Source organism: Kluyvera genomosp. 3 (genome assembly GCF_011765685.1).
In the GTDB taxonomy this organism is placed as follows: domain Bacteria; phylum Pseudomonadota; class Gammaproteobacteria; order Enterobacterales; family Enterobacteriaceae; genus Kluyvera; species Kluyvera georgiana_A.
Genome location: NZ_CP050321.1, coordinates 3,469,049 through 3,487,941 on the forward strand (window position 1 = coordinate 3,469,049; position 18,893 = coordinate 3,487,941).

Here is an 18,893-nt window from a genome sequence, read left to right on the forward strand (position 1 = left end):
TCCTGTTGTTACATCTCTTCGCCATTGCTATGAATGGCCCGTTTCAGCCAGTCATAGCTTTTCTTCGGCACACGTTTGAGGTCTTTTAAATCGTGGTTTTCACGGTTGACGTAGACCACGCCATAACGCTTACGCATGTCGCCCTGCGAGCTGAGAATATCAATAAGCCCCCAGCCCAGATAACCAATGACCTGCGCGCCATCTTCAAAAATCGCCTCTTTCATAGCGTTAATATGATCGCGATGATAGGCGATACGGTAATCGTCGGCGATCGGATTTTCTCCATCCCAGTGTTCTATCACCCCAATACCGTTCTCAATCGGGAACACCGGCAGACGCCAGTCATTGTAATAGCGGGTAATGATACTGCGAAAACCGAGCGGATCTATCTGCCAGTTCCATTCGGTGGCCTTCAGGTGCGGGTTTGGTTTGTCGCCGAACAGCATATAGTTGTTCACCGGCGTGCCTTCCGGGATAGGGTCGCTGTCGAGGGTACGGCTGGCGTAGTAGCTGAAGGCCATATAGTCGTTCTTCATGGTCGCCAGCACCGCCAGGTCTTCCTCGCGATAAATATCGTCAAAGCCGGACTGCTTAACGAAGTGCATCACTTCCGGGCTGTAGCCCTCACCCGCAAAGACGCGCAGCAAATTCTGATTGAAGAATTCGTCCAGTTGCTGCGCACAGAACACATCGCGCGGCTTGCAGGTAGCCGGATAGACCTGGGCGTGCGCCAGCATGCCCCCCATCAATTTACCCGGTTTGGTTTCATGCAGATAATTCGTCAGATGCGCGTGCGCCATCATCACGTGATGCTGAATTTCATACAGCTCACGTAGGGTTTTCTCACCGCGCATATAGCCGGAAATAAGGAACGTTTCCGGCATATGGTAGAGGTTCTGTTCGTTAAAGGTCAGCCACCATGTCACCTTGTCGCCGAAGCAGTCGATCACTTTTTTACCGTAGCGGATAAAGGCTTCCATCACGCGGCGGTCGGTAAAGCCGTTGTATTTTTCCGCCAGCGCCAGCGGCATATCAAAGTGGTACAGGCAGATCATAGGCTCAATGCCGCGTGCAATCAGGGCATCGATAAAGCGATCGTAGAAGGCAATGCCCTCTTCGTTAAACTCGCCATCACCGGTTGGGCACACGCGGCTCCAGGCGATCTGGAAACGGTAGCAGTTCATCCCCAGATCTTTCATCAGATCAAAATCTTCTTCGTAGCGATGGTAGGAGTCAGTCGCGACCTTCCAGTCGGAAGCAAACTCTTTTGGCTCGCGGATATCGTATACCGACATCCCTTTGCCGCCTTCATTCCAGGCACCTTCGGTCTGCATGCTGGAGACGGAATTCCCCCACAGGAAGTTGGCGGGCAGTGATGGTTTCATGATTCGACTCCTATATGACTAGTCATTTAAATTTCATGACTAGTCATATACCTCAAAGTCGAAAAAGTGCGCAACCCTGAAGATCGTTTTTTGTGAGATGAGTGAGAGTGTGGGCACAGAGGATGGGTGATGTAGGCCGGATAAGGCAGCGCCGCCATCCGGCAAGGCACACCCAGTTGCCTGATGGCGCTGCGCTTATCAGGCCTACACGCGGTTGACGAGCAGGAAGAGCCCATACCCTACCGCCGCCGCCCACAGCAACATTGGGATCGAGTAGAGGTGGAAGCGCCACCAGATACGTCGGTCTGCGGCCATACGCAGGGCAATCAGGTTGGCCAACGACCCCGGCAGCAAGCCAAATCCGCCGACGTTCACCGCCCACGCCAGCAGCATCGACGGCGGGACATAGTTAATCAGCAGGATAGTTGACGGCACGTTGCTAATCACCTGCGACAGGCCAATGGCCGTTAACCACAGCGGCACGCCGGACAGCGTACTGACGCCGCCGAGGGCATGTTGCAACACCGGCAGTTGAGTCAACAAATGCACGTCGATAAACATCGCCATAAAGACCAGCAGCAGCGCCCAATCGACGCTGAGCACCACGCGACGCGCAAGCAGCAGGAAGCCCGCTGCGACAATTGCCAGCCCCCACAACTCTTGCTTCATCTCCAGCGCGGTCAGGAAAATCAGATAAAACGCCAGGCAACTCCACACCAGCAGCGGCTGCCATTCAGGTGTGCGATCGCTGCTTTGAAACACCAACTTTTTCGCCGGGAAGCAGCACCAGCACAGCACCAGCAGGGTGGCCATCATCGCCAGCGCCAGCGGCAACATCTGCAGAGTAAACGCAGGGAAAGACAGCCCCGAACGCCCCCACAGCAGAATGTTTTGCGGGTTACCGATCGGCGTAAGCAGCGAACCGGCGTTAACCGCCAGCGCCTCGAAGATAATCAGCCGGTTAATCGGCAGCGCGCACCACTTTTTCAACGTCAGGGTGAGCGGCACGACGATAAACAGCGCCACATCATTGGTCAAAAAGGTCGAAAGCAACGCCGCCGCCAGCACCATAAAGAGGGCCAGCTGACGCTCGGTGACAAAACGGCGCGCCATTTTTCGTCCCAGAACATCAAAATAGCCGCTCTGCTCAACCCCTTTGGTTAGCAGCATTAGCCCGCTTAGCGTAATGATGGTGTGCCAGTCAATCGCCGCAGGCCAATTTGCGGGGGCGAAAGGAACAAAAAAGCTCAGCAGGATGCCGACGAGAATGAGCAAATGGAGAAAACGGTCGCGCGCCAGCGAGCGTATAAAAGGAAGGTTCATTCCACGAATTGCCCGTGCTTCAGGGTAAACTGACGGAACATGTCCAGCGTCTCTTCGCTAACATGGTGCTCAATACCTTCAGCGTCACGACGGGCGGTATCCGCGCTGACGCCAAGTACCAATAGAAAGTTTTCGACCACCTGATGGCGTTCACGGCTCTCCTGAGCCAGCTTTTCCCCTTCCGGCGTCAAAAATACGCCGCGCCAGGGGATCTGTTCGATCAGCCCAACGCCAGCCAGACGCTTCAGCATTTTCGCCACCGTTGGCTGAGAAACGCCCAGACGCGCTGCCATATCGACCTGACGCGCCTCACCCACTTCACGAATCAAATCGGAAATCAGCTCAACGTAGTCGTCAATCAGCTCGCGGCGATGCGCTTCACGCACCTGGCGAAACCCTTCCACGTGCTCTTCAACGTTAACCAGTTGCGTCACTTTTTTTGTGATTGGCGTACCTGCGCGACGGCCCATAAAGCTTCCTCATCTGTGCGACGCCTGAACGCGTCATATCAAGTCCGCTCATTGTAATGGATTGTGACCCAAGCACAAAAATTTAACGTTTTAGCCATAGCTATAAAACATAGCCTGTGCTATATCTGTATGTAATGCGAACGCTCATCACGGATGACGGGCCAGAAGGCAGGAGGAACCATGAACGAATTCAAGAGGTGTATCAGCGTGTTTAGCCACTCTCCTTTTAAAGTACGCTTGATGTTGATCGGTATGTTGTGCGACCTGTTCAACAACAAACCCAAACAGGACACTCCGTCCCGCTAAGCGGCGTCGCGACGCCGCTTCATCATGCTGTCATCATGTGCTGGCAACCTACCCGTTTGCGCCCAAAAACCGCATTTATTTTCTGGTTTTGTAAGCGCCCTCCCAAAACAATTCGTTATCAGTAGTTGACCCAATAATAAGCTCGCTTTATCTTCTTGCAGCCCTGTACTTTGCATCCCCCTCTTCACGCATCGTCTGGCCAATAAAGACCCCTTGACGCCAGGGGACGCACATGGCGTTTTGATAGTTGTAATCTATGAATCTAACCCTGAAAGAAACCCTTGCTGCACGTGGGCTGGCCGTTAGCCCGTGGACGGGACTTTATTTTTTACAGTCGATCCTGATAAACCTGGCGCTGGGCTACCCGTTTAGCCTGCTGTACGCGGTGGCATTTACCTGCGTGCTGCATCTGCTGTGGCGCACGCTGCCTAAAGTGCAGAAGGGGGTGCTGGGGGTTTATTCGCTCGTGGCCGCGCTCTATTTCCCCTTCAGTCAGGCCTATGGCGCGCCGAATTTCAACACGCTGCTGGCGCTACACTCCACGAATGTGGAAGAGTCGACGGAAATCTTCACTATTTTCCCGTGGTATAGCTACCTCGTGGGCCTGTTTATTTTCGTGCTCGGCGTGATTGCCGTTCGCCGTAAAGCCACAGATAAAAAACGCTGGGGCGTGATAGAGACGCTGTGTCTGCTATTCAGCATCGGCGTGTTCTTCGTTCAGCCGATTCAAAACAAGATTGATGGCTGGGGGTTTAAGCTGAAAGATAGCGGCTATCCGGCCTTCCGCTTCGTGAAAGACATCATCGTTAATAATAACGAGGTGATTGACGAACAGCAGCGCATGGCGCAGCTTTCCGGGCTGAAAGACACCTGGAACGTGGTGGCCGTGAAGCCGAAATATCATACCTACGTGGTGGTGATCGGTGAAAGCGCGCGACGCGACGCGCTGGGGGCCTTCGGCGGTCACTGGGATAACACGCCGTTCGCCAGCTCGGTCAATGGCTATCTGTTTACTAACTACATTGCCGCCAGCGGCTCTACGCAGAAATCGCTGGGGCTGACGTTGAACCGTGTCGTGGACGGCAAACCGCTGTATCAGGATAACTTCGTAACTCTCGCCAACCGCGCCGGTTTCCAGACCTGGTGGTTCTCCAACCAGGGGCAGATTGGCGAGTACGACACGGCTATCGCCAGCATCGCCAAACGCGCCGATGAAGCACATTTCCTGAAAAGCGGCGACTTCGAAGCGGATAAAAATACCCGCGATGAAGATCTGCTGAAAATGACCGCTCAGGTACTGTCGACGACGCGAAGCCAGCCGCAGCTGATTGTGCTGCATATTATGGGCTCGCATCCGCAGGCCTGTGACCGCACCCAGGGCAAGTATGCGCAGTTCGTGCAGTCAAAGGAAACGTCATGCTATCTCTATACCATGACCCAAACCGACAGCCTGCTAAACCAGCTATACGATCAGCTACGACGTAACACCGACAGCTTCTCGCTGGTTTACTTCTCCGATCACGGGCTGGCGTTTAAAGAGCGCGGCAAAGCGGTACAGTATCTGGCGCACGATGATAAATATCAGCAGAATTTCCAGGTACCGTTTATGGTGCTGTCCAGCGATGACAAAGCGCACAAGATTATCAAGGCGCGTCGTTCCGCCAACGATTTCCTGAGCTTCTTCTCGCAGTGGACCGGGATCCAGACCAAAGAGATTACGCCGAAGTATCGATTCATCTCCTCGCAAAAAGCCGGCAAGGTCTACATCACCAACTTCCAGTTACAAAAAGTGGATTACGATACGCTGAAGACCGATCTATTTGATCCCAAAAGCTAATTTCGCCCCTCCTCCGTCGCTATCCGTTTGCCTTTCACGCCGGTAAACGGATAGCGAATCGCCCCGGCGTTGCATTACTATACTTGCTTCACGACCTTCTGATTCAGGCTCAATGATGATCGCACAACGTCTCGCGCGCGACTGGCGCCTTCCCACCGCTGGGTTAACGCTACTTTTGCTGCTTGCCGGCGCACTTACGCTGCACGCGCACTGGAACACCTTTATCCAGTGGTGCCTGGCTACGCAAATCACCCTGCACCGTTACCTGGTGATGTATCTGTTGCAGCTCAACAACCACGAATACAGCGGTGGCCTATGGCTGCTGGTGGGTGCCTTCTTCTACGGCGTGCTGCACGCTATTGGCCCGGGGCACGGTAAATTCATCGTCACGACCTACCTGAGCACCAACAAAGAGAGCCTGCTCGCCGCGCGCGTGGTGCCGTTTATCGGCAGCCTGATGCAGGGCATCAGCGCGATTCTGTTTGTCTTTATCCTTGCGGTAGGTTTTAACCTGGCCTCTGGCGATCTCAGTACCAGCCGCTGGTATGTCGAAAAAATCAGCGCGGTGATGATTGGCGCCTTCGGACTGTTCATTATTTATCAAGCGCTGAGAAGCCTGCGTCCACGAAGGTTGGCTATCTCTGCGCTTAAGCCGCTTCATCAACACGGCGAAAACTGCGGCTGTGGGCAACACGGCGTAGGTACATTGCCTGCAGAAAGCGACTGGAAAACGCGGCTCGGCGTCATTCTGGCCATTGGCGCACGACCATGCAGCGGCGCCATCATGATTTTGATGTTCGCGAACGCGCTGGGTATTGTGACGTGGGGAATTGCCGCCGTGATGACGATGGCGTTGGGTACGGCACTGTCGATTCTCGGGTTATCACTGGCGGTGCGCTATGCGCGCGAACGCACGGTAGCCATGTTCGGTGGTGTATCGGGACCACGCTGGGTAATACCGGCAGTCAAAATCGCAGGCGGCGCGATGCTGATCGTCTTCGCAATAGTGTTGTATCTGACGGTCATCCCGATCAGCGCTAACGGTGACTACATTGCGGCGGGCTGTTGAATCTGGCGGGAAATAGGTTTACAAAGGGCATTAAAAAAGGGGCCATAAAGACCCCTTTTTTGTATCACCGAAGTGATTAGAAGCGGTAACCAGCACCTACGATCCAGGTACCTACGTCAACGCTACGAATACGAGACTGTTCGTAAGATACGTCCAGTGCTACGTTTTCGATCGGGTTGAACTGCAGACCGGCACCGTAGGAGAAACCGTAGTCGCTGGTGCTGTCATTGTTCGGGAACTGGTTGTACTGTGCTTTACCGTAACCAACACCGACTACACCGTAGATGCTAGCCCAGTCGTTGATGCGGTAAGCAGGACCAGCAGTGATGCCGTAGTACTGACCTTTGGTGTAGACATCGTTCTGAGTGTCGCTCTTAGACGTGTAGGTGAAGGAGCTGATCACACCCAGCGGGCTGTTGTCTGCTTCGTAGCGATATTTCAGGTTGAAGCCGCCAGCTTTGTTAGCGACGCCCTGCATATCACTCTGTGCGTAACCACCGGTAACAGTGGAGGTTGCAGCTACGGCAGTACCTGCGGAAATAGCCAGAACAGCGGCCAGTGCTGAAAGACATGCAATTTTTTTCATAACCACCTCAAATGTGCTTCTAATAAGTCCGTAAGTTTTAAATATATCAAAATTTGTTAAGAAACTCTTTGGAACTGATGATGTCTAAGGTCATCTTTGATGTAACAAAACTTTTCCACCAAGACCTATGCCATTCATATTAAACGATTTTCTACGTTAAATCTTATGTTCATTACGGTAAAATTAACGTTTAATTTTCCAGATAATTCCTAATTTGACAGACGAAATTTTCATCGACTCAGCAAATTCTACTCGTTCCGGGACGATTTTTTTTCAACAATTCCTCAACCGTGGGCGACTATTTCCATTACACTGCCGCTTTTACCTCTTTTGACAAATATTGACAGGAAAAAGATGTCCACCACGCCCCGCAAGCTACCCTCATGGTTACCTATCCTCGTCCTCTTGATCTCTATGATCTCCATCCAGAGTGGCGCATCGTTGGCTAAGTCGTTGTTCCCGTTGATTGGCGCGCCAGGCGTTACTGCACTGCGCCTGGCGCTCGGCACGCTGATTCTGGTGGTGGTGTTTAAGCCCTGGCGACTGCGTTTTTCTAAAGAGCAGCGTCTACCGTTGCTGTTCTATGGTCTGTCACTGGGCGCGATGAACTATCTCTTTTACCTGTCACTACAGCGTATTCCGTTGGGTATTGCAGTGGCACTGGAGTTCACCGGGCCGCTGGCGGTGGCACTGTTCTCTTCACGCCGCCCGGTAGACTTTATCTGGGTGGTTCTGGCGGTGATGGGCTTGTGGTTCCTGCTGCCACTGGGGCAGGATGTTGCTCATGTTGACCTCACCGGCGCGCTGCTGGCGCTCGGTGCCGGCGCGGGTTGGGCGGTCTATATTCTGAGCGGCCGTCGTGCCGGTGAAGACCACGGCCCGGCCACGGTGGCGATGGGGTCCTTGATTGCTGCAGTCGTTTTTGTGCCACTGGGCGCCATGCAGGCCGCCGATACCCTGTTGCACTGGTCGCTGTTGCCGCTGGGCTTAGCCATTGCCGTGCTCTCTACCGCACTGCCCTACTCGTTGGAGATGATTGCTCTGACGCGTTTACCTACACGTACCTTTGGAACATTAATGAGTATGGAGCCTGCTCTGGCAGCCATGTCCGGCATGGTTTTCCTCGGTGAGACGCTGACCTTTAGCCAGTCTATGGCGCTGGGGGCCATTATTATGGCGTCAATGGGTTCAACGCTCACAATGCGTCAGGAAAGTAAAATAAAACAAGTCGACGTTGGCTGATTTTTCTTATTTATGCATAGTGCACGCCACTATGCATAATATCGAAAACAAACTGCATAAATTCTTATTTTACATCAATAAAAATAATTTAATAAAAATACCCAACACCTCAAACCCCCAATAACCACCTGTTTTAATTGAATTTAAAAAACAAAATCACGCTCTCTATCAAACCTATAGGCAGAATCAGAAAATACCGTCCCGCTCACGGTGCTATACTTGTTTTCGTTAATTCATGAGGACGCAGATACACATGCTTTTATAAGTGTATCGGATCAAGAGGATATATGATTATGAGTACTGCAAAACTGGTTAAAACGAAAAACGCCCAACTTCTCTATACGCGTAACGACGTTCCGGAAAGCGAAAAACAGGCCACCGTTGCGTTACTCAACCGTCAGGTTCTTCAGTTTATCGATCTGTCGCTGATTACAAAGCAGGCGCACTGGAACATGCGCGGTGCCAACTTTATCGCGGTGCATGAAATGCTGGATGGCTTCCGCACTGCGCTCACCGACCATCTGGATACCATGGCTGAGCGCGCCGTTCAGCTCGGCGGGATTGCGCTGGGGACCACTCAGGTCATCAACGCCCAGACGCCGCTGAAAAGCTATCCGCTGGATATTACCAGCGTGCAGGATCACCTGAAAGCGCTGGCTGAGCGTTATGCGATTGTTGCTAACGACGTACGTAAAGCAATCAGTGAAGCCAAAGATGAAGATACCGCCGATATCTTCACCGCCGCGTCCCGTGACCTGGATAAATTCCTGTGGTTCATCGAGGCAAACATCGAATAACACATAGGAAAATCTTATCTCCCTCCGGTCCCTCCACCGGAGGGATTTGCACCATAAAAGTGCACCCAATCGGACAGAAACCCCGCCAAAGTAAATCATTTGTAATAATCACCTCACACAATCGTTAATAAAAGATTGTTTTCTCCTCTGCGTTTGCGCTAAAAAACGCCATACTTAACAACACGATTTTTGCGCACCACTTTGGTGCCCTTGTTTGGTGCAAAGCGGTCGTTATTTTTCCGCTTTTGTGCAATGAAAAACGCATTATTTGTTAAGAAACAACTGATTGTAAAGTTGGCACGTTTTTTTCATAAGCCGTTTGTTATCGCAGGGGATCGCCCCGTGGATATAAAAGGAAATGCTATGAAGTCAATGTTTAAAGTTTCACTGGCTGCACTCACCCTGGCGTTTGCGGTCTCTTCTCAGGCTGCCGAGAAACAGCTGGTTGTGGCAACGGATACCGCGTTCGTCCCGTTCGAGTTCAAGCAGGGTAATCAGTATGTCGGCTTTGACATCGACCTGTGGGCAGCAATTGCGAAAGAGCTGAAGCTGGATTACACCCTGAAGCCGATGGACTTCAGCGGCATTATCCCGGCACTGCAGACCAAAAACGTCGATCTGGCGCTGGCTGGCATTACCATTACCGACGAGCGTAAAAAAGCGGTCGACTTCTCCGACGGCTACTATAAAAGCGGCCTGCTGGTGATGGTGAAAACCAACAACAATGACATCAAGAGCGTGAAAGATCTGGATGGCAAAGTGGTGGCGGTGAAGAGCGGAACAGGCTCCGTTGATTATGCAAAAGCGAATATCAAAACCAAAGACCTGCGCCAGTTCCCGAACATCGATAATGCATACATGGAATTGGGCACCAACCGCGCCGACGCGGTGCTGCACGATACCCCGAATATTCTCTACTTTATCAAGACTGCCGGTAACGGTCAGTTCAAAGCGGTAGGCGAATCGCTGGAAGCTCAGCAGTACGGTATTGCGTTCTCGAAAGGCAACGACGAGCTGCGTGAAAAAGTGAATGGCGCGCTGAAAACACTGCGTGAAAACGGCACTTATAACGAAATTTACAAAAAATGGTTCGGTACCGAACCTAAATAATTATTCCAAAATCTGATGCAAACTCAGGGGCGGCCTTTCGCCCCTGCTATTTTTGAACCACGGTAACAGGATTATCATCATGCAGTTTGACTGGAGCGTCATCTGGCCTGCCATTCCTATTCTTCTGGACGGCGCCAAAATGACTCTGTGGATTTCGATCCTCGGCCTCGCGGGCGGTATCATTATCGGTCTGGTGGCTGGCTTAGCCCGTACTTACGGCGGCTGGATTGCAAACCATATCGCCCTCGTATTTATTGAAGTGATCCGCGGTACGCCTATCGTTGTACAGGTCATGTACATCTACTTCGCGCTGCCAATGGCTTTCCCGGACATTCGTATCGATACCTTCACTGCGGCAGTTGTCACCATCATGATCAACTCCGGTGCTTATATTGCAGAAATCACTCGTGGCTCAGTGTTGTCCATCCACAAAGGTTTTAGCGAAGCGGGTCTGGCACTCGGCCTGTCGCGCCGCGAAACCATTCGCCATGTGATTATGCCGCTGGCCGTTCGCCGTATGCTGCCTGCGCTGGGTAACCAGTTGATCATCAGTATCAAAGACACCTCTCTGTTTATTGTTATCGGTGCAGCTGAGCTGACCCGCAGCGGTCAGGAAATTATCGCCGGAAACTTCCGCGCGCTGGAAATCTGGACCGCCGTTGGCGTTATCTACCTGATCATCACCCAGGTACTGAATATCGTGCTCCGCATTCTTGAAAGAAGGATGAAAATCCTGTGATTGAATTTAAAAACGTCTCCAAGCACTTTGGTCAAACCCAGGTGCTGCACAATATCGACCTGAAGGTCAAACAGGGCGAAGTGGTCGTGATAATCGGGCCTTCCGGCTCGGGTAAATCGACGCTGCTGCGCTGCATTAATAAACTCGAAGAGATAACCAGCGGCGACCTGATTGTCGATGGTCTCAAGGTAAACGACCCGAATGTTGACGAGCGCCTGATCCGTCAGGAAGCCGGTATGGTGTTCCAGCAGTTCTATCTGTTCCCACACCTGACGGCGCTGGAAAACGTGATGTTCGGGCCGATCCGCGTCCGCGGTCTGAAAAAAGAGGCGGCGGAAAAGCTGGCCAAAGATCTGCTGGCCAAAGTGGGCCTGGCGGAACGCGCGCACCACTACCCTTCCGAGCTTTCCGGCGGCCAGCAGCAGCGCGTGGCAATTGCCCGAGCGCTGGCGGTGAAGCCGAAAATGATGCTGTTCGATGAGCCAACCTCGGCGCTGGACCCGGAATTGCGCCACGAAGTGCTGAAAGTGATGCAGGATCTGGCGGAAGAAGGGATGACGATGGTGATTGTCACCCACGAAATCGGCTTTGCCGAAAAAGTAGCTTCTCGCCTGATCTTTATCGATAAAGGCCGGATTGCCGAAGATGGCAATCCGCAGGAGCTGGTGAAGAACCCACCAAGCCAGCGTCTGCAAGAGTTCCTGCAGCACGTCTCCTGATAAGCACGCCGTTTATCCCTCGGGGTAAACGGCGTTTTCTCTTAGCGTTTGCGCGCCAGGAAACGACGACGCTGCTCATCATCCATAAACGACCAGGCGATAAAGCGGCTCTGCTTCTGCCCCTGAGCCATCTCTTTTTTCACCACTTTAACGGCCCCCACGTCGGTTAACGCGCGATACAGCGGCGGCAGGTTTTCCCCTTTCGACACCAGCGACGTAAACCACATTACCTGACGGGCAAAGCCTTTGCTCTCGGCGATCATCTGTTTGATAAAGGCCACTTCCCCGCCTTCACACCACAGCTCCTGCTGCTGGCCGCCAAAGTTCAGCGCATCATCGCGATCCTGTCCCAGATTACGGCGTTTGCGCTCACTGCCAGCGCGAGCCGCGGCGGCAGAATCATGGAACGGCGGGTTGCACAGCGTGGCATCGTATTGTTCGTTTTTATGGATCACGCCGTTGAACATCGCCGACGTGTCTTTCTGGCGGCGCAGACGGATCATCCGGTTCAGCGAGGCGTTAGCGCTGAGAATGGCCTGCGCGCTGGCAAACGCCTGCGGGTGCGTTTCGCTGCCGGTAAAGCGCCAGCCATATTCATGCGCGCCAATCAGCGGATAAATACAGTTTGCGCCAACGCCGATATCCAGAATATTTGCCCCCTTCACCACGTTGCCGTTTTCATCGCTTAACAGGTCGCTCAGATGATGGATATAGTCCGCACGGCCTGGAACGGGTGGGCAGAGGAAGCCTTCCGGAATGTCCCACTCTTTTACCGCATAAAAATGCGCCAGCAAGGCTTTGTTCAGGGTCTTCACCGCCAGCGGATCGGCAAAATTAATGGTTTGCTCGCCAACCGGGTTGAGGGTAATAAAATCGCTCAGCGCGGGGCAGGCCTGACGCAGCGCGTCCAGGTCGTAGCGGCTGTGATGACGGTTACGCGGGTGCAACCCCGGTTTTTGGGTACTCATGACTTTCTCCTGTCGTAATGCGGCGTAAGATACCCGTTGACGACGATGCGGTAAATAAGGGAGTCTGAATAACTGCTTATTGATAACAGGTGCGCTATGTATTTTTATCAACCTTCCCAGGGCCATGGGCTACCACACGACCCACTTAACGCCATCGTAGGGCCGCGACCGATTGGCTGGATTTCATCTGTCGATGCCGAAGGGCGACATAACCTGGCCCCCTACAGCTTCTTTAACTGCTTTAACTATCACCCGCCGATCATCGGTTTTGCCAGCAGCGGCTGGAAAGATAGCGTGCAGAATATCGTCGAGACCAAAGAATTTGTCTGGAACCTGACGACCCGCAGCCTGGCGGTGGCGATGAATGAAACCTCTGCCACCCTGCCCCATGGTGATAATGAGTTTACCCGTGCAGGGCTCACCGCTGCTCCAGCCCAGATCGTCAACGCGCCACGCGTCGCGGAAAGCCCGGTGAACTTTGAGTGTCGGCTGTCGCAATGTATTCAACTCACCGGTGCCGACGGCACCCCGGTGGATACCTGGCTGGTGCTTGGCGAGGTGGTTGGCATTCATATTGATGAGTCGCTGCTGGAAAACGGCATCTACCAGACCGCGCGAGCCCAGCCGGTGCTGCGCGCAGGCGGGCCTTCTGCCTACTACACCATTGACGAGAGTCATCGTTTTGATTTAATTCGCCCGGACGCCCGCCGCTCCTGATGAAAAACAGCCACCCCGGTGGCAGTTTTTTTCCATCAACGACCTACAATTAAGGTATTCCCTGTTGCCATCAGGAGGGGATACCATGAACACCTTTCATCGCTTTTCTCTCGCTCTGCTACTCGCTACAACAACCGCCTGCGCCCAGCCCACACCGCCTCCTGGCGTGCCGTTTCGCCCGGTCGGTACCGTGACGGTCAGCGGCGCCAGCAACCTTGACGATCTTCAGCAGCAGCTTGCCAGCAAAGCGCACAAAGCCGGCGCGATAGCCTTTGTGGTCGACGTTGCCGGTGGGAAAAACAAGCTTTTTGGTTCGGCAACGCTGTATGAGTGAGCGGTAATCTCCCTCAGAAACGTAATCTTTATGTATAAAAAATGAAGAAACTGTAAACCAGTGTATTTATTTTTAAGCCAATGAGTGATAAAAAATACGCCGATTTGATAATGATTATCACAATCATTATCAACATCATTTAATAAAAAAGAAATCACCTGCAGTGGCAAAAGGGACGAAACACGCCCGATTGTCATTTTTAAATGGCTTTTAAAAATTATAAGATGCTCATTGATATGGAAAAAAATCGCACCATCCCGTTCAGCAGCTTTAGTTCTCTCACCTTCTTTACCGGTCTTTGTCTCGGCCTGACACCTGCCGCCCAGGCCGATGAGGGCAAAGAAAAAAGCACCGGCGATACGCTGGTTGTGGAAGCGCAGGCTCCTTCACTGTATGCCCCAACCCAGTCGGCCGACCCCAAATTTAGTCGCCCGATTGCCGATACCACGCGTACCGTGACCGTCATTTCCGAGCAGGTCCTCAAAGATCAGGGGGCCACCAACCTGACCGACGCACTGAAAAACGTGCCGGGCGTTGGCGCCTTCTTTGCCGGGGAAAACGGGAGCTCATCGACGGGCGACACCATCTATATGCGTGGCGCCGATACCTCGAATAGCATCTATATCGATGGCATCCGCGATATTGGCAGCGTAACCCGCGATACGTTCAATACCGAGCAGGTCGAGGTGATCAAGGGGCCGTCGGGATCCGACTATGGTCGCAGCGCGCCAACGGGATCGATCAACATGATCAGCAAGCAGCCGCGCCTGGATTCAGGCATTGATGCCTCCGCCAGTGTAGGTAGCGCATGGTATCGACGCGGTACGCTGGATCTCAACGAAGCGATCGGTGAAACCAGCGCGGTGCGTTTAAACCTGATGGGTGAAAAAACGCATGATGCCGGGCGTGATAACGTGAAAAACGAGCGCTACGGCATTGCCCCCTCCATCGCGTTTGGCCTGGGTACCGAGAATCGTCTGTACCTCAACTATCTGCACGTCACCCAGAATAATACTCCGGATGGTGGCGTACCTACCGTGGGGCTGCCGGGCTACTCCGCGCCCAACGCAGCAACTTCGGCGTTGAACAGCTCCGGAAAAGTCGATACCCACAATTTCTACGGCACCCAGTCCGACTACGACGACTCCACCACCGATACGGTGACGATGCGCTTCGAGCATGATTTTAACGACACCACCACTGTCCGCAACACCACCCGCTGGTCGCAGATCAAGCAAGATTACATGATGACGGCGATAATGGGCGGCGCGAGCAATATTGGCCGACCGGACCCGAGTAACGTTAATACCTGGACCTGGACGCGCAACATCAATACCAAAGATGTCAGCAACAAGATCCTCACTAACCAGACCAACCTGACCTCGAAGTTCTACACCGGCGCCGTTGGCCACGATATCAGCACCGGCGTGGAATTTACCCACGAGCAGCAAACCAACTACGGCGTGTACCCGTTTACCGCGCCGCCGGTAAATCTGTATCACCCGGATAGCAGCGTTTCGTTAGGCAGCCTGCAACGCAGCGGAGCGAATGCAAACGGCCAGACCGATACCTTCGGGATTTACGCCTTCGATACGCTACAGATTACCCGCGATTTCGAACTCAACGGCGGTATTCGTCTGGATAGCTATCATACCGAGTACGACAGCGCATCGCTGTGCGGCGGCACCGGGCGCGGCGCCATCGCCTGCCCGGCAGGCGTCATCAAAAATACCCCGGTCACCACCGTGGATGCCGCCAAGTCGGGCAACCTGGTGAACTGGAAGGCCGGCGCATTGTACCACCTGACGCAGAACGGCAACGTTTACGTCAACTATGCCATCTCCCAGCAGCCTCCTGGCGGCAGCAACTTTGCGCTGGCGGCGGGCGGCTCCGGCAGCAGCGCCAACCGTACCGACTTCAAACCGCAGAAGGCGAAAACCAGCGAAGCGGGGACCAAATGGGAAGTGCTGGATAAGCGTCTGCTGCTGTCCGCCGCCGTTTTCCGCACCGACATTGAAAACGATGTCGAAGCGAACGATGACGGCACTTACTCCCAGTACGGTACCAAGCGTGTAGAGGGCTACGAGCTGTCCGTTGCGGGCAACATTACCCCGGAATGGCAGGTCATTGGCGGCTTTACCCAACAGCGCGCGACGGTGCGTAACGGTGCCGACGTGGCGCAGGATCAAAGCGATTCTCTGCCCTACACGCCGGAACATGCCTTTACATTGTGGAGCCAATACCAGGCGACCGACGCCCTGTCCATTGGCGCGGGCGCACGCTATATCGGCAGTATGCATCGCGGCAAAGATGGCGCAGTGGGTACACCAGACTCCACCGACAGCTACTGGGTCGCCGACGCCAAACTGGGCTACCGCGTCAATCGCAATCTGGACCTGCAACTGAACGTTTATAACCTGTTCGATACCGATTATGTTGCCTCTATTAACAAGAGCGGCTATCGCTATCATCCGGGTGAACCGCGCACCTTCGTGTTAACGGCAAACGTTCACTTCTAAGTGATTGTGTGGGGCGAAAGCCCCACTTTTTTCAGGAGACACTGCCATGATGTATCGAATTCCCGGCGTGCTGAGCGCGGACGAGGTACGCGATCTGGTCGCGGAACTCAACCAGGCGCAATGGGTCGACGGCCGAGCCACCGTCGGGGCGCAAGGTGCCCAGGTGAAGAACAATCAACAGGTTGATACACGCAGCGAACGCTACATGGCGCTACAGGCCCGCGTGCTGGAAGCGGTGAATCGTCACTCGCTGTTTTTTGCCGCCGCGCTGCCAAAAACCCTTTCCAGCCCGCTTTTCAACCGTTATCAGCAGCAGGAGACCTATGGCTTTCATGTGGATGGTGCTGTACGCCAGCATCCCCATAGCGGCTGGATGCGTACCGACCTGTCGGCCACCTTGTTTCTGTCTGACCCGGAAAGTTACGACGGCGGCGAACTGACCATTAACGACACCTACGGACAGCACACGGTCAAACTCCCGGCGGGCGACCTGGTGCTCTACCCTTCCAGTAGCCTGCATTGCGTCACGCCGGTGACGCGCGGCGTTCGGGTGGCGTCATTTATGTGGATTCAGTCGATGGTCCGCGATGATAAACGTCGCGCAATGCTGTTTGAACTCGACCGGAATATCCAGTCGCTCAACAGTCGGCACGGTGAGTCGGAGGAGGCGCTTTCGCTGCTCAATCTCTACCACAACCTGCTGCGCGAATGGTCCGAGATCTGAAACTCGCCAATATTTCTCAAAATATATGAAGAAGATGGGCGCTTAAAAACTGACGAAACGGCAGCGCCTGCCGCTTCGCCAACGCCCCACAAAAAGGCAATATAAAAACTTACGGTGAAAACAATAATCAGGATATAATCTTAATCAGCCGCTAAATACACAGGTTTTATTACAAATCCATACCGCAACATACAGAGCAATCGATTATCTTTACGAGTACGCTTTTTGGCAAAAAAAGTAGCAAATTGTGCCTTCGTTGCTCTGTCTTTCGGTTGATTCACGCCAAACGTATTCATACCGTGAATATTTTATTAATAATCAATAAATTAATAATCATTCAATTTTTTTGATTATGGTCATCAATTCTCTTCGATTTATTCCACCAAATAAAAACGTGATACTTATCACATCGACGAAGACATCGTCCCCCGAACGGAACAACCTGCGAGAGATTAATATTATGAAAAACGTTAAATATGCTGTTGCTGCTATCGCCCTGTCTGCCCTGTCTTTTGGTGCTTTCGCTGCCCAACCAGTAACTCAGGCACAGGCTCAGAAAATGAATGAAATGGGTACCGTGTCCGTTGACGGCGCGACCACTCTGGATGGTATGGAAGCTCAGCTGGCGCAGAAAGCTGCCGCAGCGGGCGCTACCGGTTATGCCATCACCTCTGCTAACACCAACAACAAAGTTAGCGGTACTGCGGTTATCTACAAATAATCGCCACCCTCTGTTATACCCCGTGAGCTGACCTCTCGCGGGTGCTCCAACCCTCATTGAACTTGTTGATACCCTTTTTTGCCCGGCTGCCACGCCGGGCTTTTTTTTGTCCGGGATTTGGGGGCTGAGAAATAGCATATTGGCACGATATGCCCCCTCTCCCTTTTGAAGGGAGAGGGCTGGGGTGAGGGTTAATACACGGTAATTAAAAGGAAATGCATTTCTTCTTTTTATATTCTGCCCGCCCCTCACCCTAGCCCTCTCCCCAATGGGGAGAGGGGACCGAGCGGCGCAGTTTTTAATAGCGTGCGACAGATTCGGGGGAATTAATACGCCTGCGCGACGCGGGCCAAACCGGCGTCGAGGGAGCTCACTTCACCGGCCGCCAGCAGGCAGCAGGCCATCTGAATCTTCAGCGATTGCGGTACTGGCTCGACACCCGCCACGCAGCGTTCAATCCACTGCGCGGTCGTTTGCGGATCTTTTGCCGTTGGCAGCGCCACCGGCGCATCCGCCTGCTCGCTCTGACGCTCGTTCACCACCCGCGCGCCCGCGGCGTCTATCAGGGTAATCTGAGGACAGCGCAGTGGATTCGCGTACACTTCTCCTTCCGTGCCATGCATCAGTAGACTACGCCCGCCAATATCACTGAAGAACTTCGCCACTTTCCCCACATATTCCGGATGCGAAACGCTGGACAAGCGCAGCGCCGCATCCTCAGCGAACGGCGTTGCCAGCTTGGCCAGCGTATGCGCACTGTTACGCACGCCGAGCTGCCAGCGCAGGTTCAGCTGCCGCTCCAGCGGCGGGCAGAGTGCGCCAACAGGAATATAAACGGGCTGATGGCCGTCAAGCTTCGCCTGCGCCTGGCCGGCGTGACGGGTAGGTTCAACGCCCATGAGCTCAAAAATAGTTTCGGTGATCACACGGGTAGGATCTTCACTGACCCCATGAACCACCACCGGAAAGCCCAGCTTATGCAGCAACATCGCCAGCAGCGGCGTCAGGTTGGCCTGCTTGCGCGCGCCGTTATAACTCGGGATCACAATCGGCATCGGTTTACCCACTGGCGGGGTCAAACGCATCGTTTTCTGCTGCATCGCTTCATAGAAGCCGAGCATCTCCGCCTCACCTTCCCCCTTAATGCGCATCGACAGCAGAATGGCGCCCATTTCCAGATCCGCAACGTCACCATCAAGCATTCGGGTGTACAGGCCGCGCGCGGTATCCTGATCCAGGTCGCGCGCATGATTTTTACCACGACCGATTTCTTTGATGATTTTGCGATAATCCATTTTCTGCTCCTTTGCTCGTCGTTGTGCGCAAC

19 protein-coding genes are annotated in these 18,893 nt (G+C 53.5%); 13 read left to right on the forward strand and 6 right to left on the reverse strand.

Annotated features, from left to right (window positions below; translation table 11 throughout):
- Positions 1 to 8 precede the first annotated feature (8 nt).
- The 3 genes from GY169_RS16280 to mntR all read right to left on the reverse strand — a co-directional run bounded on the left by GY169_RS16280 (position 9) and on the right by mntR (position 3,178).
- Positions 9 to 1,385, reverse strand: a complete 1,377-nt coding sequence (locus GY169_RS16280; protein ID WP_167576345.1) for a glycoside hydrolase family 1 protein — start codon at positions 1,383 to 1,385, stop codon at positions 9 to 11.
- 204 nt (positions 1,386 to 1,589) lie between these two features.
- Positions 1,590 to 2,708: an anion transporter gene (locus GY169_RS16285; RefSeq protein ID WP_167576346.1), complete on the reverse strand. Its 1,119-nt coding sequence runs from the start codon at positions 2,706 to 2,708 to the stop codon at positions 1,590 to 1,592.
- Positions 2,705 to 3,178: a manganese-binding transcriptional regulator MntR gene (gene mntR / locus GY169_RS16290; RefSeq protein ID WP_065355588.1), complete on the reverse strand. Its 474-nt coding sequence runs from the start codon at positions 3,176 to 3,178 to the stop codon at positions 2,705 to 2,707. The genes GY169_RS16285 and mntR overlap by 4 nt, the downstream gene beginning before the upstream one ends.
- 180 nt (positions 3,179 to 3,358) lie before the next feature.
- Between mntR and mntS the strand changes: the two genes are divergently transcribed.
- The 3 genes from mntS to GY169_RS16305 all read left to right on the forward strand — a co-directional run bounded on the left by mntS (position 3,359) and on the right by GY169_RS16305 (position 6,390).
- Entirely contained in the window at positions 3,359 to 3,484 is a 126-nt protein-coding gene (gene mntS / locus GY169_RS16295) for a manganase accumulation protein MntS (protein ID WP_163447051.1), read from the forward strand.
- Positions 3,485 to 3,740: 256 nt separating this feature from the next.
- Positions 3,741 to 5,321, forward strand: a complete 1,581-nt coding sequence (locus GY169_RS16300; protein ID WP_167576347.1) for a phosphoethanolamine transferase — start codon at positions 3,741 to 3,743, stop codon at positions 5,319 to 5,321.
- Positions 5,322 to 5,436: 115 nt separating this feature from the next.
- On the forward strand, positions 5,437 to 6,390 hold the full coding sequence (locus GY169_RS16305) for a nickel/cobalt transporter (protein WP_167577321.1): 954 nt from the start codon (positions 5,437 to 5,439) through the stop codon (positions 6,388 to 6,390).
- Between the two features lie 76 nt (positions 6,391 to 6,466).
- On the opposite strand, the gene ompX is transcribed toward GY169_RS16305, so the two are convergent.
- Positions 6,467 to 6,976: an outer membrane protein OmpX gene (gene ompX / locus GY169_RS16310; protein ID WP_167576348.1), complete on the reverse strand. Its 510-nt coding sequence runs from the start codon at positions 6,974 to 6,976 to the stop codon at positions 6,467 to 6,469.
- Between the two features lie 354 nt (positions 6,977 to 7,330).
- On the opposite strand from ompX, the gene rhtA reads away from it, so the two are divergent.
- The 5 genes from rhtA (at position 7,331) to glnQ (ending at position 11,583) form a co-directional block, all read left to right on the forward strand.
- The gene (gene rhtA / locus GY169_RS16315; RefSeq protein WP_065355585.1) at positions 7,331 to 8,218 is read left to right on the forward strand and encodes a threonine/homoserine exporter RhtA; all 888 of its coding nucleotides are present in this window, start codon (positions 7,331 to 7,333) and stop codon (positions 8,216 to 8,218) included.
- A gap of 293 nt (positions 8,219 to 8,511) precedes the next feature.
- Positions 8,512 to 9,015, forward strand: coding sequence for a DNA starvation/stationary phase protection protein Dps (dps, locus tag GY169_RS16320; RefSeq protein WP_052284751.1), 504 nt, complete (start codon positions 8,512 to 8,514; stop codon positions 9,013 to 9,015).
- A 363-nt stretch (positions 9,016 to 9,378) separates the two neighbouring features.
- Positions 9,379 to 10,125 carry a glutamine ABC transporter substrate-binding protein GlnH gene (gene glnH, locus GY169_RS16325; protein ID WP_065355584.1) on the forward strand — a complete coding sequence of 249 codons (747 nt, stop codon included), beginning with the start codon at positions 9,379 to 9,381 and terminating at the stop codon, positions 10,123 to 10,125.
- Between the two features lie 79 nt (positions 10,126 to 10,204).
- Positions 10,205 to 10,864, forward strand: a complete 660-nt coding sequence (glnP, locus tag GY169_RS16330; RefSeq protein ID WP_065355583.1) for a glutamine ABC transporter permease GlnP — start codon at positions 10,205 to 10,207, stop codon at positions 10,862 to 10,864.
- Positions 10,861 to 11,583 carry a glutamine ABC transporter ATP-binding protein GlnQ gene (gene glnQ / locus GY169_RS16335; RefSeq protein WP_065355582.1) on the forward strand — a complete coding sequence of 241 codons (723 nt, stop codon included), beginning with the start codon at positions 10,861 to 10,863 and terminating at the stop codon, positions 11,581 to 11,583. The genes glnP and glnQ overlap by 4 nt, the downstream gene beginning before the upstream one ends.
- Before the next feature lie 41 nt (positions 11,584 to 11,624).
- Here the strand turns inward: glnQ and rlmF are convergent, their stop codons facing one another.
- A complete protein-coding gene (gene rlmF / locus GY169_RS16340; RefSeq protein WP_167576349.1) occupies positions 11,625 to 12,551 on the reverse strand; it encodes a 23S rRNA (adenine(1618)-N(6))-methyltransferase RlmF in 927 nt (308 codons plus the stop codon).
- Positions 12,552 to 12,647: 96 nt separating this feature from the next.
- Between rlmF and GY169_RS16345 the strand changes: the two genes are divergently transcribed.
- From GY169_RS16345 to ybiJ, 5 genes are all read left to right on the forward strand, one after another.
- A complete protein-coding gene (locus tag GY169_RS16345) occupies positions 12,648 to 13,268 on the forward strand; it encodes a flavin reductase family protein (protein ID WP_167576350.1) in 621 nt (206 codons plus the stop codon).
- 85 nt (positions 13,269 to 13,353) lie between these two features.
- Positions 13,354 to 13,602 carry a DUF1471 domain-containing protein gene (locus GY169_RS16350; protein WP_163447064.1) on the forward strand — a complete coding sequence of 83 codons (249 nt, stop codon included), beginning with the start codon at positions 13,354 to 13,356 and terminating at the stop codon, positions 13,600 to 13,602.
- Positions 13,603 to 13,838: 236 nt separating this feature from the next.
- The gene (locus GY169_RS16355) at positions 13,839 to 16,121 is read left to right on the forward strand and encodes a catecholate siderophore receptor Fiu (protein WP_167576351.1); all 2,283 of its coding nucleotides are present in this window, start codon (positions 13,839 to 13,841) and stop codon (positions 16,119 to 16,121) included.
- A 46-nt stretch (positions 16,122 to 16,167) separates the two neighbouring features.
- Positions 16,168 to 16,845, forward strand: coding sequence for a PKHD-type hydroxylase YbiX (gene ybiX, locus GY169_RS16360; RefSeq protein WP_167576352.1), 678 nt, complete (start codon positions 16,168 to 16,170; stop codon positions 16,843 to 16,845).
- A gap of 460 nt (positions 16,846 to 17,305) precedes the next feature.
- Positions 17,306 to 17,566 carry a DUF1471 family protein YbiJ gene (gene ybiJ, locus GY169_RS16365; RefSeq protein WP_064548464.1) on the forward strand — a complete coding sequence of 87 codons (261 nt, stop codon included), beginning with the start codon at positions 17,306 to 17,308 and terminating at the stop codon, positions 17,564 to 17,566.
- A gap of 326 nt (positions 17,567 to 17,892) precedes the next feature.
- Here ybiJ and ybiB read toward each other — a convergent pair whose 3' ends face one another.
- Positions 17,893 to 18,861 carry a DNA-binding protein YbiB gene (gene ybiB / locus GY169_RS16370; protein ID WP_167576353.1) on the reverse strand — a complete coding sequence of 323 codons (969 nt, stop codon included), beginning with the start codon at positions 18,859 to 18,861 and terminating at the stop codon, positions 17,893 to 17,895.
- Positions 18,862 to 18,893: the final 32 nt, after the last annotated feature.

Coding starts and splice junctions, on each gene's coding strand:
- GY169_RS16300 (WP_167576347.1), top strand. CDS start 3,741: ATGAATCTAACCCTGAAAGAAACCCTTGCTGCACGTGGGCTGGCCGTT.
- glnP (WP_065355583.1), top strand. CDS start 10,205: ATGCAGTTTGACTGGAGCGTCATCTGGCCTGCCATTCCTATTCTTCTG.
- mntR (WP_065355588.1), bottom strand. CDS start 3,178: ATGGGCCGTCGCGCAGGTACGCCAATCACAAAAAAAGTGACGCAACTG.
- GY169_RS16355 (WP_167576351.1), top strand. CDS start 13,839: ATGGAAAAAAATCGCACCATCCCGTTCAGCAGCTTTAGTTCTCTCACC.
- ybiB (WP_167576353.1), bottom strand. CDS start 18,861: ATGGATTATCGCAAAATCATCAAAGAAATCGGTCGTGGTAAAAATCAT.
- rlmF (WP_167576349.1), bottom strand. CDS start 12,551: ATGAGTACCCAAAAACCGGGGTTGCACCCGCGTAACCGTCATCACAGC.
- dps (WP_052284751.1), top strand. CDS start 8,512: ATGAGTACTGCAAAACTGGTTAAAACGAAAAACGCCCAACTTCTCTAT.
- GY169_RS16280 (WP_167576345.1), bottom strand. CDS start 1,385: ATGAAACCATCACTGCCCGCCAACTTCCTGTGGGGGAATTCCGTCTCC.
- GY169_RS16345 (WP_167576350.1), top strand. CDS start 12,648: ATGTATTTTTATCAACCTTCCCAGGGCCATGGGCTACCACACGACCCA.
- rhtA (WP_065355585.1), top strand. CDS start 7,331: ATGTCCACCACGCCCCGCAAGCTACCCTCATGGTTACCTATCCTCGTC.
- GY169_RS16305 (WP_167577321.1), top strand. CDS start 5,437: ATGATCGCACAACGTCTCGCGCGCGACTGGCGCCTTCCCACCGCTGGG.
- GY169_RS16285 (WP_167576346.1), bottom strand. CDS start 2,708: ATGAACCTTCCTTTTATACGCTCGCTGGCGCGCGACCGTTTTCTCCAT.
- glnH (WP_065355584.1), top strand. CDS start 9,379: ATGAAGTCAATGTTTAAAGTTTCACTGGCTGCACTCACCCTGGCGTTT.
- mntS (WP_163447051.1), top strand. CDS start 3,359: ATGAACGAATTCAAGAGGTGTATCAGCGTGTTTAGCCACTCTCCTTTT.
- ybiX (WP_167576352.1), top strand. CDS start 16,168: ATGATGTATCGAATTCCCGGCGTGCTGAGCGCGGACGAGGTACGCGAT.
- GY169_RS16350 (WP_163447064.1), top strand. CDS start 13,354: ATGAACACCTTTCATCGCTTTTCTCTCGCTCTGCTACTCGCTACAACA.
- ybiJ (WP_064548464.1), top strand. CDS start 17,306: ATGAAAAACGTTAAATATGCTGTTGCTGCTATCGCCCTGTCTGCCCTG.
- ompX (WP_167576348.1), bottom strand. CDS start 6,976: ATGAAAAAAATTGCATGTCTTTCAGCACTGGCCGCTGTTCTGGCTATT.